11 protein-coding genes are annotated in these 14,058 nt (G+C 64.0%); 1 reads left to right on the top strand and 10 read right to left on the bottom strand.

Annotation, left to right across the window (positions count from 1 at the left end; translation table 11 throughout):
- Positions 1-22: 22 nt before the first annotated feature.
- The 6 genes from trpC to acnA form a co-directional block, all read right to left on the bottom strand.
- Entirely contained in the window at positions 23-847 is an 825-nt protein-coding gene (gene trpC / locus C4S68_RS14800; RefSeq protein WP_103933861.1) for an indole-3-glycerol phosphate synthase TrpC, read from the bottom strand.
- Complete coding sequence (locus C4S68_RS14795; protein ID WP_103933860.1) at positions 844-2,325, bottom strand: glycoside hydrolase family 32 protein; 1,482 nt, start codon at positions 2,323-2,325, stop codon at positions 844-846. The genes trpC and C4S68_RS14795 overlap by 4 nt, the downstream gene beginning before the upstream one ends.
- A 56-nt stretch (positions 2,326-2,381) precedes the next feature.
- A complete protein-coding gene (locus tag C4S68_RS14790) occupies positions 2,382-2,774 on the bottom strand; it encodes a type II toxin-antitoxin system VapC family toxin (protein WP_103933859.1) in 393 nt (130 codons plus the stop codon).
- Positions 2,771-3,058, bottom strand: coding sequence for a type II toxin-antitoxin system Phd/YefM family antitoxin (locus tag C4S68_RS14785; RefSeq protein ID WP_103933858.1), 288 nt, complete (start codon positions 3,056-3,058; stop codon positions 2,771-2,773). Before C4S68_RS14785 ends, C4S68_RS14790 begins: the two co-directional genes overlap by 4 nt.
- Before the next feature lie 76 nt (positions 3,059-3,134).
- Positions 3,135-3,698 carry a hypothetical protein gene (locus C4S68_RS22960; RefSeq protein WP_146072156.1) on the bottom strand — a complete coding sequence of 188 codons (564 nt, stop codon included), beginning with the start codon at positions 3,696-3,698 and terminating at the stop codon, positions 3,135-3,137.
- 489 nt (positions 3,699-4,187) lie between these two features.
- A complete protein-coding gene (gene acnA, locus C4S68_RS14775) occupies positions 4,188-7,016 on the bottom strand; it encodes an aconitate hydratase AcnA (protein WP_103933856.1) in 2,829 nt (942 codons plus the stop codon).
- Between the two features lie 507 nt (positions 7,017-7,523).
- Between acnA and C4S68_RS14770 the strand changes: the two genes are divergently transcribed.
- A complete protein-coding gene (locus C4S68_RS14770; RefSeq protein ID WP_103933855.1) occupies positions 7,524-9,128 on the top strand; it encodes a YXWGXW repeat-containing protein in 1,605 nt (534 codons plus the stop codon).
- Positions 9,129-9,208: 80 nt separating this feature from the next.
- Here C4S68_RS14770 and C4S68_RS14765 read toward each other — a convergent pair whose 3' ends face one another.
- The 4 genes from C4S68_RS14765 to C4S68_RS14750 all read right to left on the bottom strand — a co-directional run bounded on the left by C4S68_RS14765 (position 9,209) and on the right by C4S68_RS14750 (position 13,826).
- Positions 9,209-10,594, bottom strand: a complete 1,386-nt coding sequence (locus C4S68_RS14765; protein WP_327333693.1) for an Nramp family divalent metal transporter — start codon at positions 10,592-10,594, stop codon at positions 9,209-9,211.
- Positions 10,595-10,762: 168 nt separating this feature from the next.
- The gene (gene dut / locus C4S68_RS14760) at positions 10,763-11,236 is read right to left on the bottom strand and encodes a dUTP diphosphatase (RefSeq protein WP_235011616.1); all 474 of its coding nucleotides are present in this window, start codon (positions 11,234-11,236) and stop codon (positions 10,763-10,765) included.
- A gap of 128 nt (positions 11,237-11,364) precedes the next feature.
- Complete coding sequence (locus C4S68_RS14755) at positions 11,365-12,435, bottom strand: NAD-dependent epimerase/dehydratase family protein (protein ID WP_103933853.1); 1,071 nt, start codon at positions 12,433-12,435, stop codon at positions 11,365-11,367.
- Entirely contained in the window at positions 12,432-13,826 is a 1,395-nt protein-coding gene (locus C4S68_RS14750) for a hypothetical protein (protein ID WP_103933852.1), read from the bottom strand. The genes C4S68_RS14755 and C4S68_RS14750 overlap by 4 nt, the downstream gene beginning before the upstream one ends.
- Positions 13,827-14,058 lie beyond the last annotated feature (232 nt).

Below are 14,058 nucleotides of genomic sequence, written 5' to 3'. Positions count from 1 at the left end.
GAGATGCGATTGAAGTTAGAAGTTAGAAGCTAGAAGCTAGAAGCTGTTTGAGTCCTTCCCCAGGATGTTCGTTGCGCATCAGCGACTCGCCGATGAGGAACGCTTCGTAACCGGAGGCGATGAGGCGGTCGACGTCGGCGCGGGTGCGGATGCCGGACTCGGCGACGCGAACGACGTTGGCGGGGATGTGCTGGCCGAGCTCGCACATGCGATCCATGGAGACCTCAAAGGTGCGCAGGTCGCGGCTGTTCACACCGATGCACTCGCAGCCGAGGGCCTTCGCGCGCTCGAGCTCTTCGGCGTCGTGCACCTCGCACAAGGTGTCGAGGCCGTAGCGGCGGGCGGCTTCGCGAAGGGTGAGCAGTTCGGCATCGGTGAGGGCGGCGACGATGAGGAGGATCGCATCGGCGCAATTCGCGCGGGCTTCGAGCACCTGGAACTCGTCGACCATGAAGTCCTTGCGCAGGCATGGGATCTTGACGGCGGCAGAGGCGAGACGGAGGTTTTCGAGCGAGCCCTGGAAGAACTTTTCGTCGGTGAGGACGCTGAGGACGGCAGCTCCGGCAGATTCCAATTCCTTCGCGAGGGCCGCAGGATGAAAGTCTGCGCGGATGAGGCCCTTGGAGGGTGAAGCTTTCTTCAACTCCGCGATGACGCCGATACCTTCACTCGCGGCCTTGGCACGAAGGGCCTTCGCGAAGCCGCGCGGCGTATGGGCTGCTGCATCACGCTGCAGCGCAGCGATATCGGCGTTAGCCTTGCGCTCGGCGACATCGGCACGGTGGTGCGCGAGGATCTCGGCGAGATACATGGTTTTGGTTTCGGCGGCTTCGGTCGCGGAACTCATCTCTTCGATGCTACGGCAACTCGCGGTTCCGCCGCTTGCATGATCGCCATGCGGCCCTCGCCGCTGGTGAGCGTGACCCGCAGGGAGGCACCGGGCGTCAGCCTGGGATAGACCCGTGCTGTGTGGGCTGCAAGGTCGCCGACGAAGATCTCGATGACCGACGCATCCACGTAGAGGATGAGCGTGGCATCGGGACGCGAGAGCTCGATGGCCCTGTCTTCGACGTGCAGCGTGTTGCCTTGGCACGTGATCTTCAGCGCATCGATTTCGCCCATGCGCAGCGTGAGTGCACCACCATCGTGCAGCTTCGCTTCGATCTTTGTCTGCAGGCCGGGGACGGTTGCGCCGCTGCCGATGGGCTTCATCCTGCCGGCAAGCTGCTCCACCTGTGGAGCGACGCGCATGGTGAGGTTGCCGTCCGCGTCCACGTGCAGCACACGCGGCAGTGACATGACGCCGGACCAGCCAGCGGCGATGTACTCCTCCTTGGGTCGACGCTCGGGGATCCAGCCCCAGAGAACCCTCTCGCCGTGCGGGCCTTCGAAGCTCTTCGGAGCATAGAACGCTCCGGAGTCGAGCAGGCCGCGCTTGCCTGGAGTGAAACGCATCGTCGCCTTGTCGAGCGTGCCCGTGAGCCAGTAGACCTTGCCTTCGGTGGAGTAGAGCAGCACGTGGTGTCCATCGAGCGCGAAGAAGTCGGGGCATTCGAACATGGTGCCAGCGCCAACGGTGTCGGGCGTCTGCTTTCCGTTGCCAGGCGCGGTGTAGAGCGGGCCGACGTAGGTCCAGTCGGCGTCGTCGCCGGTGGGCTTTGTGGCCTTGTAGAGCAGCACGACGCCCGCTTTGTCTTTGGTACCGGAGCCGACGGCCATCCACCACACGCTGCCTTCGCGCCATACGGTGGGATCGCGGAAGCCGGCGATGGGTTGAAGCTCGGCGGGCGGGCTGGGCAGCAGCGGCTTGTGCTGGCGGGTGAAGGTGGTCAGGTCGCCGCGAGAGATAGCGACGACCTGCTGCTCACGCAGGCTGGTGCCGGGATCGGAGATGGTCTTGAGGTCTTCGGGGGACTTGGAGACGGCGGTGTAGAAGAAGAGAGCTCGGTCGCCGTCGGCAATGGCCGACCCGGAAAAGACGCCGTAGGAGTCCGGATCGCCGGGCCCAGCGGCCACTGCCGAGCCGGTGCCAGCGGGCTCGAGGACGTTGGCGAGCAGCGTCCAGTGGACCATATCCGGGCTGACAGCGTGCGCCCAGCTGATGTCGCCCCAGTCGGCTCCGCCGCGAGCGTTGACCTGGAAGAAGAGGTGGTACTTCCCTGCCCAGTAGATGGGGCCGTTGGGATCGTTCATCCAGGCATGCGCGGGCATGAGGTGATAGCGCGGGCGGAGGGGATCGGCCGCGGTCGCGGCCTGGGCGAGGAGACGCGGTGTGGCCGCGAGGGCGGCGGCAGAGGCGAGGAACTGGCGACGGGTGGCGGACATGCGAGGTACCTGAGTTGCAACGGAGAGAATGCTATCGCAAGCAAGGATGGAGGCGCCTAGCGGAAGCGGCGAACGCTGGCGCCATAGCGGGCGAGCGTCTTGTCCGTGGTCATTAGCGTGAGGCCTTCGGTGCGTGCCTGAGCAACAAGCAGACGGTCGAAGGGGTCGCGGTGATGATGGGGGAGTTTGGCGACAGCGATGACATGTGCGCTAGTGATGAGGAGTTCCCGAAAGCCAATGCCGAGCAGGCCTCTGCGGAGCGCTGAAGGATCGGCAAGGTAACCCGGTTTGTTGAGGGCCGCTTTGATGGAGACTTCCCAGATGGACGCAACGCTGAAGAAGATCTCATTCTCTTCATCCTTCAGCACTGCCGCCGCCTCTGCGGGCATCCGGATCGAATCCTCTGCTATCCACAAGAGGAGGTGGGTGTCTGGAAGAACACGGCTCATTTGCGTTTCTTTTTCAGCGCAGATTTACGATCTGAGAACTTATCGGGGTTGCCATAGAACATCTCTTCGATCTCTTCACGGCCAAAGTCCTTGAAGTTCTCGGGAGTTGTGAACTGGCCCTTGAGGAAGCCGAACTTGCGCTTGGGCGGCTCGACTGGCGCGATGGCGCTTACCTGCACGAGGGGTTTGCCCGCCTTGGCAATGATGAACGGCTCGCCGTTGACCGCCTTGGCGATCAGCCTCGAAAGATGGGTCTTGGCTTCGTGGATGTTGACGGTTTCCATGACGGCCTCGCGAACTTAGTTTACTGGACTTAGTTGACCTGGGCAATCTACCCGCTGCTGCAAACGGGCACCCTGCCTAGAGATCGACCCGCTGTCTCCAGCGAAATGCCTGCACCTCGTAGCTCATCCTTCGCCACAGGATGATGCTGTACATCGCGAGGGTGAAGGGCACAACGACAAGGAGCCAGGTAAGCAGGATGGTCCAGCGGTCGCCCAGCCAGCCGAAGAGAGCGGCTAGACAACAATAGAGGCAAGCGAGCCAGCGCAGTTCGAACCAATGCTCGCGCCAACGCCTCCAGTATTCACTGCGACCTGAGGGAGAGTTGAGCTTCCACGGCCATTCGAGCAGGATGCGACGCCGATCCTCTTCCCAGCGTACTTTGCGCTCTTCATGGCGTTTCTCACGAAGGTCAGGATCAAAGAGATTTTCAATCGCTTCGATTGCAGCCACTCGTGCCTGTTCCTCTTGAGCAGCGGAACCTTCGACGTTGTAACCGACGTACGGTTCATCAAACCACCCCAGCTCAGAGAGTTCGTCGGGATATCCGGCTTGCACGAAGATGTGATGGAAATATCCCAACGAGCCCAGGGGATCTTCTCCAGTATCAAGAATGCGACGACCTCGAGCCTTCGCGAGCAATACTGCCGCTGCGCCTCGCTGGGCCGTTCGACGCCTAGCTCCCCGAAGACTTTGGGGATGAGTTGATCCGTCTCCCAAGCGGAGGGATCGTCGAGGATCGCGAGCCGCACGATGGCCGGGCCATCGAAGCCCGCTTCGAGTGCATCCTGCGCGGCAGGGGGCATGTCTTCGGAGTGAAGCTCTCCGAGAATGACTTTCGCCGCAAACTCTTGGGGATCGAACGGCATGGGAGACAGGCTATCGCACGCGGGCTCATTCGCGGGCTCTGGATGCGGAGAAGCAGATCCTCTCCGAGGATGACAACAAGAAAGGCAAAGGCAAGAGCGGAGTGGTGTGACCTCGTGAAGACTTGCCACTACATAGCCCTGGTCCGAGAGTCCGGACCCGGGGCACCCGGATTTGTGTGGGAATAAAGGCAAGCGGCGAGCCCTAGGGCTCGCCGCTGTGCTTTCGCTATTCTGCAGTTCTGCTATTCGCTATTCGCTGCCTTTAGGCTTTTCCCGCCAACTGCCGCAGCACGTACTGCAGAATGCCGCCGTGCTGGTAGTAGAGGATCTCCTGCGGAGTGTCGATGCGGACCGTCGCGTTGAACTCGATGGTCTTGCCCGCTTCGTTCTCGGCGATCACTGCGATCGTCTTGCCCGATGCGAATTTCGAGTCGAGCATGTCTTTGAGGCCGACGACCTCGAAGATCTCCTCGCCGGTGAGACCGAGCGATTCGACGTTCTGGCCTGCCTCGAACTGCAGGGGCAGGATGCCCATGCCGACGAGGTTGGAGCGGTGGATGCGCTCGTAACTCTCGGCGATAACGAACTTGATGCCGAGGAGGCGCGGGCCTTTTGCAGCCCAGTCGCGCGAGGAGCCTGAACCGTACTCCTTGCCCGCGAGGATGGCGAGCGGGGTACCGCGCTCCGCATAGATCACCGAGGCGTCATAGATCGACATCCCCTCGCCCGAGGGCAGGATGCGCGTGACGCCGCCTTCGGTGCCGGGGGCGAGCTTGTTCTTGAGGCGGACGTTGGCGAAGGTACCGCGCACCATCACCTCATGATTGCCGCGGCGGGAGCCGTAGGAGTTGAAGTCCACGGGCTTGACGCCGTTCTCGGCGAGGTACTTGCCGGCGGGGCCGTTGGCCTTGATGGAGCCGGCGGGAGAGATGTGGTCGGTGGTCACGGAGTCGCCGAGGACCGCGAGCACGCGAGCGGCCTTGATCTCCTGCACGGGCGCGGGGGTGGCAGGCATGCCCTCAAAGTACGGAGCCTGCCGGATGTACGTCGAATCGGGCTCCCAACCGTATACGTCTCCGGACGGAAACTTCAGGTTCTGCCAGTTCTTGTCACCATCGCTCACGGTCGAGTACTGCTTCTGGAACATCGCGGAGTCGATGCAGCTGGCCACGGTCTCGGCCACCTCCTGCTGCGTCGGCCAGATGTCCTTCAGATAAACGGGCTGACCATCCTTGCCCTTGCCCAGCGCGTCCTTCTCGAAGTCATGCGAGATGTGACCCGCCAGTGCATAGGCCACAACCAGCGGCGGCGACATCAGGTAGTTCGCGCGAACCTCAGGCGAGATGCGGCCCTCGAAGTTGCGATTGCCGGAGAGCACCGACACAGCCACAAGGCCATTCTCCTCGATGCTCTTCGAGACATCGGTGGGCAGCGGGCCGGAGTTGCCGATGCAGGTGGTGCAGCCGTAGCCGACGGTGTTGAAGCGCAGCGCGTCGAGGTACTTCGAGAGGCCGGCGCGATCGTAGTAGTCGGTGACGACGCGGGAGCCCGGAGCGAGCGAGCTCTTGACCCAGGGCGGCGTGGTGAGGCCTGCCTCAACTGCCTTCTTCGCCAACAGGCCGGCGGCCATCATCACGTAGGGATTGGAGGTGTTGGTGCAGGAGGTGATGGCGGCGATCACAACAGAACCATCGGAGAGGTACTTGTCAGGATCGACGCCGAAGCGCTTCTCGACGGAATTGATGAGCGCTTCCTTCGGAGACTCCTCGACGGCGGCGCCGACGGAGCTGGTGATGTCGCCGTTGGCCGAGGCGTGTCCGCCCTCGCCTTCCCAGCGGACCATCTGGCGGGCGGCGGAGCGGTTGGCGTTGGGGCCGAGCAACGCAGGAAGCTGCTTGGCGAAGCTAGCGCCAGCCTGCGAGAGCAGCACGCGGTCCTGGGGACGCTTGGGGCCGGCGACGGACGGCTCGACGGTGGAGAGATCGAGCTCGAGCGTGGAGCTGTACTCGGCCTCCGGAGCATCGGCAGTGTGGAACATGCCCTGCGCCTTGTAGTAGTCCTCGACGAGCTGGATCTGCTCGGCGGGGCGGCCAGTGAGGCGGAGGTAGTTCAGCGTCTCCTTGTCGACCGGGAAGATGCCGCAGGTCGCGCCGTACTCGGGCGCCATGTTCGCGATGGTGGCGCGGTCGGCGAGCGGAAGCTCGGAGATGCCGGAGCCGAAGTACTCGACGAACTTGCCGACGACGCCGTGCTTGCGCAGCATCTCGGTGACGGTGAGGACGAGGTCGGTGGCGGTGGTGCCTTCCTTGAGCTTGCCGGAAAGTTTGAAGCCGACGACCTGCGGGACGAGCATCGACACGGGCTGGCCGAGCATGGCGGCCTCGGCCTCAATGCCGCCGACGCCCCAACCGAGGACGCCGAGACCGTTGACCATGGTGGTGTGGGAGTCGGTACCGACCAGGGTGTCGGGATAGGCGGTGGTCACGCCGTCGGTGGTGTTGGTGAACACGACGCGGGCGAGGTACTCGAGGTTGACCTGGTGACAGATGCCCATGCCGGGAGGCACGGCGGAGAAGTTGTGGAACGCCGTCTGCCCCCACTTGAGGAAGGCGTAGCGCTCGCGGTTGCGGGTGAACTCGAGGGCGGCGTTGAGGTCATACGAGTTGGCCGAACCGTACTCGTCCACCTGCACGGAGTGATCGATGACGAGCTCGGCGGGGACGAGGGGATTGATCTTGCTGGTATCGCCGCCCAGCACCTTCATGGCATCGCGCATGGCAGCGAGGTCGACGATGGCCGGGACGCCGGTGAAGTCCTGCATCAGCACGCGGGCGGGCATGTAGGCGATCTCGCGGCTGGGCTCGGCCTTGGCCTCCCACTTGGAGAGGAACTTGATGTCGTCGGCGGTGACGGTCTTGCCGTCCTCGCAGCGCAGCAGGTTTTCGAGGAGCACGCGCAGCGAGAACGGGAGGCGGCTGAGCTTCACGCCGTCCTTCTCGAGGGCTGCGAGCGAGAAGTACTTTACGGTTTGCGCGCCGGACGTGAGCTCCGCCGCTGCGCCAAAGCTGTTGGGGTGGTTCGTGGATGCCATCGAGGTTCGTCTCCTGTTGCGCCCGTGAGTCTACCTCCCGCTGTGGGGCGCGAGCCAGAGAGAAGGCGCGTCGCAGGCAGCGTGAGGGAAGAGCCCGGGCCAGCTTGGGCCACCGTCAGCGTCACGCCCTGTTGCGCGTGACGAGACCGGCGGCCAATTCGTTCCTTGGTATTACCGGATTTGAGCGTGTGCGAATGGGGATGGGGCTGAACGTCGAGGAATCAACGTCCGCGGTCGTGGCGGCCACGACGAAAGCGCTTGATGGGAGCGCACTCCATGCGGTGATTTTACTCCGCGGGATCGTGTGGCTTGAAGAGGAATCTGTTCCCCGGCGGATGATTCCAAGTTGAACTGGCCAACGCAGGCAACCTTTTCCGCGCGCGACGTTGCGTCAGCATTGGTGTTTCTTCATCCAGCCCGCGTGGCGTGGACGGCATCTGAGCTAGGAGCAGCAAGATTGCCTGCGCCATCCGTCGAACGGCATGCGCGGAGCAGGAGCGACAAGTCATGAGCACGAGCAAGCAAAATCTACAGCGGCTGGCCTTCACCGGCGCTGCTTCCCTTCTGGTGCTGGGCCTGGTGGCCTGCAAGAGCCAGGATCCCCAGCAGGCAGCGATCATCCAGCAGGCTGCCGACAGCAGCACGGACCCAGCGCTGGCGAACGTGTGCCCCACCGGAACAACCAGTGCGGCGGCTCCCACGACCTCGGGCGCTGCGCCGATCACGCGGGTGGGGGGCCAGAGTTCGGCCTACACGCCGCAGCAGCAGAGCCAGGAATATCCGCAGCAGCCTGTTGCGGACCAGGACTACAGCTACAACAACACGCAGGACGAGAGCTACGCCGACCCCAGCTACAACGATGTGGACTACAGCGCCGAGGCCGACCAGCCCCCGCCGCCGTTGCCCGTCTATGAGCAGCCGCCTTCACCCGGCCCGGACTACTACTGGACGCCAGGCTACTGGGGCTGGGGCAACTCCGGCTACTACTGGGTCCCTGGCGTGTGGGTCGCGCCTCCGTCGTATGGTTCGCTTTGGACGCCGCCCTACTGGGGCTGGTACGGCGGTCACTACCGCTTCCACCGCGGCTACTGGGGCCCGCACGTTGGCTTCTATGGCGGCATCAACTACGGCTTTGGCTATATCGGCGTAGGTTACTTCGGCGGTTTCTGGCACGGGCGCGACTTCTACTACAACCGCGCCGTGACCAACGTGGGCCATGTGACCAACGTGTACAACCGCACGGTGGTCTACAACAACGTCACCTACAACAACACGACGATCAACCGGGTGAGCTACAACGGTGGTCCTGGCGGCATCAACCGCGCCCCGGCGCCGTTCGAGCGGGTAGCGATGCGGGAGCAGCATGTGGCCGCAGTTCCGGCGCAGCAGCAGGCTCATCGGTTCGCAGCGGCGGATCCGCAGCAGCGTTTCGCGGCCAATCAGGGACGTCCGCAGCAGACGGCCTTCAGCCGGCCTGAAGCTGTGACCGAAGCCGCGACGCGCAATCACATCAACGTGGCGGTGCCGATCAACAATGCGCGTCCCGGAGTTGTGAACGGTGCACCTAACCAGCCGGGTAACTTCAATCGTCCCGGTGAAGTCAACCGGCCCGGGGTCCCGGCTAATGAGGCGAATCGCCCAGGTCAACCTGCTCTACAGCCCAATCGTGGAGCGGAGATGAACCGTCCGGGTGAGATGAACCGCCCGGGAACGCCCGGCGCGATCGCCCATCCCAACACCCCAGCCAATCGTGGTGGATTCGAAGGCCGTCCGAACACCCCGGTGAACCAGCCGGCGGTGAATCGTCCTGAGACGACGCGTGGCGGCTTCAACAACAACGCCGCTCGCCCGCAGCCGACACCTCAGCCGCAACGAGTGGCACCGCAGGCTCGTCCGCAGCAGGAGCGTGTGGTGCCGCAGCAGCAACGCCCGGAGAACTTCCAGCGCCCAGCGCCCCAGGCGGCTCCTCGCGCAGAGGCTCCGCGGCAGGCGCCGCAGCCTCACGCGGAAGCTCCGCGGCCGGCACCGGCACCTCATGCAGCTCCAGCGCCTCACCCGGCGCCTGCGCCGCATGAAGCTCCGCGCGGCGGGGGCGAGCACGGGCACCGGTAAGGATAGACAGTAGAGAACAGACAGTAGACAGAGGCCCGCCATTACTGGCGGGCCTTGTTGTTTGTCGGGAAGGCTGCAAGCTAGCCCATCGCCAGCTGCACCACGAGCACCACATTCAGCGCGACGATGATGCCTGCAACAACCCAGCCCGTGACGCTGGTGCGAATCGCGCTGACGAACTCGCCCATCACATCGCGGCGCGCGGTGAGCAGCAGCAGTGGGATAAGCGCGGCGGGCAGCGTGAAGCTGAGCAGCACCTGCGAGTCGTTGAGGATGCGGAGCGGGTCCCAGCCTGCACCCATCACGATGAGCGCGGGGACCACCGTGATGAAGCGACGCAGGAAGATGGGGAACTTGATCTCGAGGAAGCCTTCGATGATGACCTGCCCGGCCATTACCCCGACGGTTGAGCTCGAGAGGCCAGAGCACAGCAGTGCGACCGCGAAGACCACCGCGGCACCGCGGCCAAGCAGCGGCGCGAGCGTGTGGAAGGCGTCCTGGATGGTGGGTGAGTAGGAAGGCCCACGGAACATGGTTGCCGCAGCCATGACGATCATCGCGGAGTTGATGATCCACGCGCCGTTCATCGCGACGAAGACGTCGACCAGTTCATAGCGCAGGTACTCGCGAACGATGGCGGGCAGGATGCGCTTGGGCGGCGGCGGCGCGAGCGTCTTGAGGCGCGGCTGCACCAGCGCGGAGTGCAGGTAGATGACGTGCGGCATCACCGTTGCGCCCAGCATGCCGACGGCGGCGTAGACGCTTTCCTTCATCGCACCGTGATCGAAGGTAGGCAGCAGCGTGTGATAAAAGGCCTTCTGCCAATCGGGATGCACGAGGAAGACTTCGAAGCCGTAGCAGAGGCCGATGATCCCGACGAAGCCCATGATGCCGCGCTCCAGCCACTGGTAGCCGGCGAGATCGAGCGCGAGGATGGCGAAGACCAGCGCGGTGGAGATGGCTGCAGAGATAAAGAGCGCGGTGGTATGACTGAGGCCGTGGGCGAGTAGCGCCGGGCCAATGAGCAGATCGAGCCCCATCGCGGCGCCGAGGAACTCGGCGAGGTCGGTGGCGACGGCGGAGATCTCCGCGCAGACCCAAAGGAAGACGCTGGTGCGCTTCGAAAAGTGCTTGCGGCAGTTCTGCGGCAACGTGCGTCCGGTGACGATGCCCAGCTTGGCCGAGAGGTACTGGATGAGGATCGCCATGGCGTTGGACCACAGCAGCACCCACAGCAGGCGATAGCCGAACTGGCTGCCACCAAGGATGTTGGTGGAGAAGTTGCCGGGATCGATGTACGCGACCGACGCCACGAAGGCGGGGCCGAAGTAGCTCCACATCTGGTCGCGACGAAAGGACTTGAGGTTGGCGAAGCGGCCGGGCTTCTCGGCTGGCACCAGCCCGGAGGAGCCGACTGCTGCTGTCGCGGGCGAGAGCACCGCGTCGCGCGACGCGGCATCGGACACACTACTCCCCTCGAGTTGAGCGGCCTCATCGGGCCGCGGATTGTTTTCCGGCATGACAGGTTAGTGTACAGGTGCCGTGCGACGAGCTTGAGAAGCAGCCGCGCGGGGTGAATCCCCCGGGATACATCCTTCGGTGCAAACTCGTCGCGAACGACGAGATCCCGCCACCTAAACGCCGGTTGACCCGAAGCCGCCCGCGCCGCGCACGGTCTCATCGACGCAGGTCGTCTCTTCGAAGATGGCCTGGATACGTTCGACGATGCGGAGCTGCGCGATGCGATGCCCTTCTTCGATGACAAACGGCTGCGCGGAGAGGTTCGTGATGACCACCTTGAGCTCGCCGCGATAGCCGGGGTCGATGACTCCCGCCAGCGTGGTGATGCCTTTGACGGCGAGGCCGGAGCGATCTTCCACCAGCGCACCGTGGGTCGAGGGAAACTCGAAGGCGAGGCCGGTGCGGACGAGGTGCGTGGAGCCGGGCTGGCCTGTGGGCGCGAGCGTTGCCGCCTCGGCGGCGTAGAGGTCGGCGGCGAGGTCGCCGTAGTCGCCGACGTGCGCGTACTTCGGCACATTCGCGTTGGGCAGCAGGCGCTGCACACGGATGCGCGGGGAGGTCTTTGCGGTCTGCATGGCTTCGCTCATCGTCGTTCCCTGGCGTTCCTGTCTGAAGAAGGTATGAATCAGTTTCGAGTTGCGGGTTGTGAGCCGCGAGCTTGAGCTATGGAAGCGTCAGACCTCAAAGCCCGACGCCCGTATCTCGCATCTGGTCCTTACGAGATCCACTTCAGCAGCCGAATGATGCCCATGGGCGCCGCCTTCGAATGCGCCGAGACGTCGCTGCGACCGTGAATCTGGCGGCGGTTGTCGCGGTAGTAGAGGAAGGCGCGGAGCATCATCTGTTCATTGGTCAGCGTGGGTTGCCAGCCGAGCTCGCGCTTGATGCGTGTGGTGTCGAACTCGAAGCTCTTCGAGATCATGCGGTAGTGATACGGCCCCAGCGGCGAGACGCCCAGTTTGTGCGCGAGCTGCATCAGCGCGAGCGTTGGAGCCTCCGGCAGCGTGGCGACACGGGACTTCGTTCCTGCCTGGCGGATAACTCCCTGGTACATCTGCGCCATCGTCGGCACCGCGTCGCTGCCGATGTTGAACGTCGCCGACTTCTCATAGTTCAGGCACATGAGGCAGGCCAGTGTGAGGTCTTCGGCTGCGATGAACTGGTAGCGGTTCTGGCCTCCGCCCACGACCCACACCTTCTTGCCGTCCTCGATGAACTCGAAGAGGATGGCGAGCAGGCCGAGACGGCCGGAGGAGATGATGGTAGGGCAGCGGATGATAACGACCTGCAGCTCGGGACACTCCGCGTGGGCGTGCTCCAGCTCGAGCTCGGCCTCCCACTTCGACTTGCCGTAGACCTCGATGGGCGCGGGCTCATCGTCCTCGGTGACGGGACGCTCGAAGCCTTCAGCCCACAGACAGTTGGTCGAGGTGAAGATGAGCTTGTGCACGCCGTGCTTGATGCAGGCGTCGGCGACGAGGCGCGTGCCGTCGACGTTCGAGGTCCACAGCTGACGCTCGTCCTTGATGTCGTGCGCGAGCATCGCGGCGACGTGATACACGGCAGCGAAGTTGTGCTGCGAGAAGAGCTGATCGAGCAGCGCCTCGTTGCGGATGTCGCCCTGAATGCTGGTCAGATGGGCGTGGCGATCGTCATCCGCGACGAGATCGATGTTGGTGACGGCGAAGCCTTCGTCGAGGAGGCGGCGCTTGAGAATGCCGCCGAAGAAGCCAGAGCCACCGGTGACGAGGATCTCGTAACGGGGGCTCGATTGTGTGTCGGTCATACCCTTCCAGACCACGTTCTGCTCGTATCGGCAGAGCGGAACAGATACACCGCCAGCACGGTCATCAACGGCTCAATGGGATGCCGGAAACGCGGCTGCACGGTGACCCCGTAATAGACCAGGGGCTCCATCAAGAATATCAGCGCGATGAGGCCGGCCCCTGTGATGCGCTGACGGAACATGAGCAAGAGTCCCAGCACGCCGCACACGGTGATGAAGCTGTAGTTCAGCTGGCGCACGAACTCCTGCGCGGGCTTGCGATCTTCAGGATGCGGCAGGCCGAACCAGTAGTACTGGAAGCGGAGTGCGGTCCAGCGCCAGAACCGGCCGGGATAGTCGTGGATGCGCTGCTGGCCGATGACGCCCATGCGCTTCGAGTACTCAACCTCGCCAAGGCGGACGTAGTCCTTATACTCCGGCGCGCCCGCGAAGAGCGGCATCGACGTACCCCAGGGCATGCCGTTGTTGACCTCGAGCGTGCTCTGGTAAAGCTCCACCCCCAGGTTGCTGCGGGTGGGGACGAAGGCATGCATGGCGCGTTCGTTGCGGAGGATCCACGGGGCGAGGCAGGCGGCGCAGAGTGCGCCGGTGATGACCGTGCCGGCGATGAGCTGACGCAGCGGGGCGAAGTTGAAACCGCTCGGGGTTCTCAGGCGTTGCCACGCAAGCCACAACAGCTCGGCCGGAAGGCAGGTGCTGAGCGAGGGGTTGGTTAGCATCAGAACGCCCCAGGTGAGGCCGAGTGCGATCCACGTTCCCCAGCGCGGCTCGCTCTGGTTGGCGAAGGCCTCGCTGGTCGGGAAGCAGACCTGATCGGGTGTGGCCTCGCCCGTGCGCGCGAGGCGCAGGATAAAGACGATGGTCCAGGTAAAGAGCATCGCCGCGATGGACATGTCCCAGAGCCAGTGGATGGCGTACTGCAACGCTGCGGGATAGAGCGCCCAGGTCCACGCCGACCACCACGCGATGGGAGCCAGTCTCGTCGACGCGCGACGACCGACCCCACGCGAGTCGAAGCAGCGGGCGGCGATCTCGTAGATGGCGGGAGCGATGGCCGCGGAGAAGAGGCTGTCCACCGACTTGACGAAGAACGACGCCATCTTTGAGTACAGGCCGAAGAGCTTGAAGGCCAGCGCCAGTAGCAGAGGGTAGCCCGGCGCGATCCAGGCTGTGGGGCCTGTGTGGCCGTTGAACGGGTCGGCATAGCCGTGGCCCGTGACCAGGGCGCGGGCGATCCGTCCGGCCTCGAAGCCGAACTCGAAGTTGCCGCCGATGGGATTGACCCGCCAGGTGCGGCCGATGACGATGACTGCGATCCGGAGGCCGAAGGCCGCCCAGAAGATCATCGCCGGGGCGCGAAAGGGGCTTTGTTTGCTGGAATTCCGCTGCATCACCGGGGTCAAGTCTACCTTGCGGAGGCGCGTGGGAAGGTTGGCGAAGCCGCCGAAAATGGGAAATCCCGCAATTGTGGCGGCACCATGGTTGACCTCAGGGGCCGATTGCCGGTAAACTCATCTAGTTTGGCGATGCAGCCCGTGTCTCTGGCTGCAGGTCTGGCAAGCGTAGGGCGTGAGCATGTTTCGATTGAATGCCAGCCACCTGCCGGTCGGGGCAATCCCCTCC

Source organism: Bryocella elongata (assembly GCF_900108185.1).
In the GTDB taxonomy this organism is placed as follows: Bacteria; Acidobacteriota; Terriglobia; order Terriglobales; family Acidobacteriaceae; genus Granulicella; species Granulicella elongata.
Note: the sequence above shows the minus strand (reverse complement) of the source record. Positions and strands in the feature narration are given on the sequence as shown.

What these genes read in the sequence shown, in the direction of transcription:
- trpC (WP_103933861.1), bottom strand. Translation starts at nt 847, where the DNA reads ATGAGTTCCGCGACCGAAGCCGCCGAAACCAAAACCATGTATCTCGCC.
- C4S68_RS14795 (WP_103933860.1), bottom strand. Translation starts at nt 2,325, where the DNA reads ATGTCCGCCACCCGTCGCCAGTTCCTCGCCTCTGCCGCCGCCCTCGCG.
- C4S68_RS14790 (WP_103933859.1), bottom strand. Translation starts at nt 2,774, where the DNA reads ATGAGCCGTGTTCTTCCAGACACCCACCTCCTCTTGTGGATAGCAGAG.
- C4S68_RS14785 (WP_103933858.1), bottom strand. Translation starts at nt 3,058, where the DNA reads ATGGAAACCGTCAACATCCACGAAGCCAAGACCCATCTTTCGAGGCTG.
- acnA (WP_103933856.1), bottom strand. Translation starts at nt 7,016, where the DNA reads ATGGCATCCACGAACCACCCCAACAGCTTTGGCGCAGCGGCGGAGCTC.
- C4S68_RS14770 (WP_103933855.1), top strand. Translation starts at nt 7,524, where the DNA reads ATGAGCACGAGCAAGCAAAATCTACAGCGGCTGGCCTTCACCGGCGCT.
- dut (WP_235011616.1), bottom strand. Translation starts at nt 11,236, where the DNA reads ATGAGCGAAGCCATGCAGACCGCAAAGACCTCCCCGCGCATCCGTGTG.
- C4S68_RS14755 (WP_103933853.1), bottom strand. Translation starts at nt 12,435, where the DNA reads ATGACCGACACACAATCGAGCCCCCGTTACGAGATCCTCGTCACCGGT.
- C4S68_RS14750 (WP_103933852.1), bottom strand. Translation starts at nt 13,826, where the DNA reads ATGCAGCGGAATTCCAGCAAACAAAGCCCCTTTCGCGCCCCGGCGATG.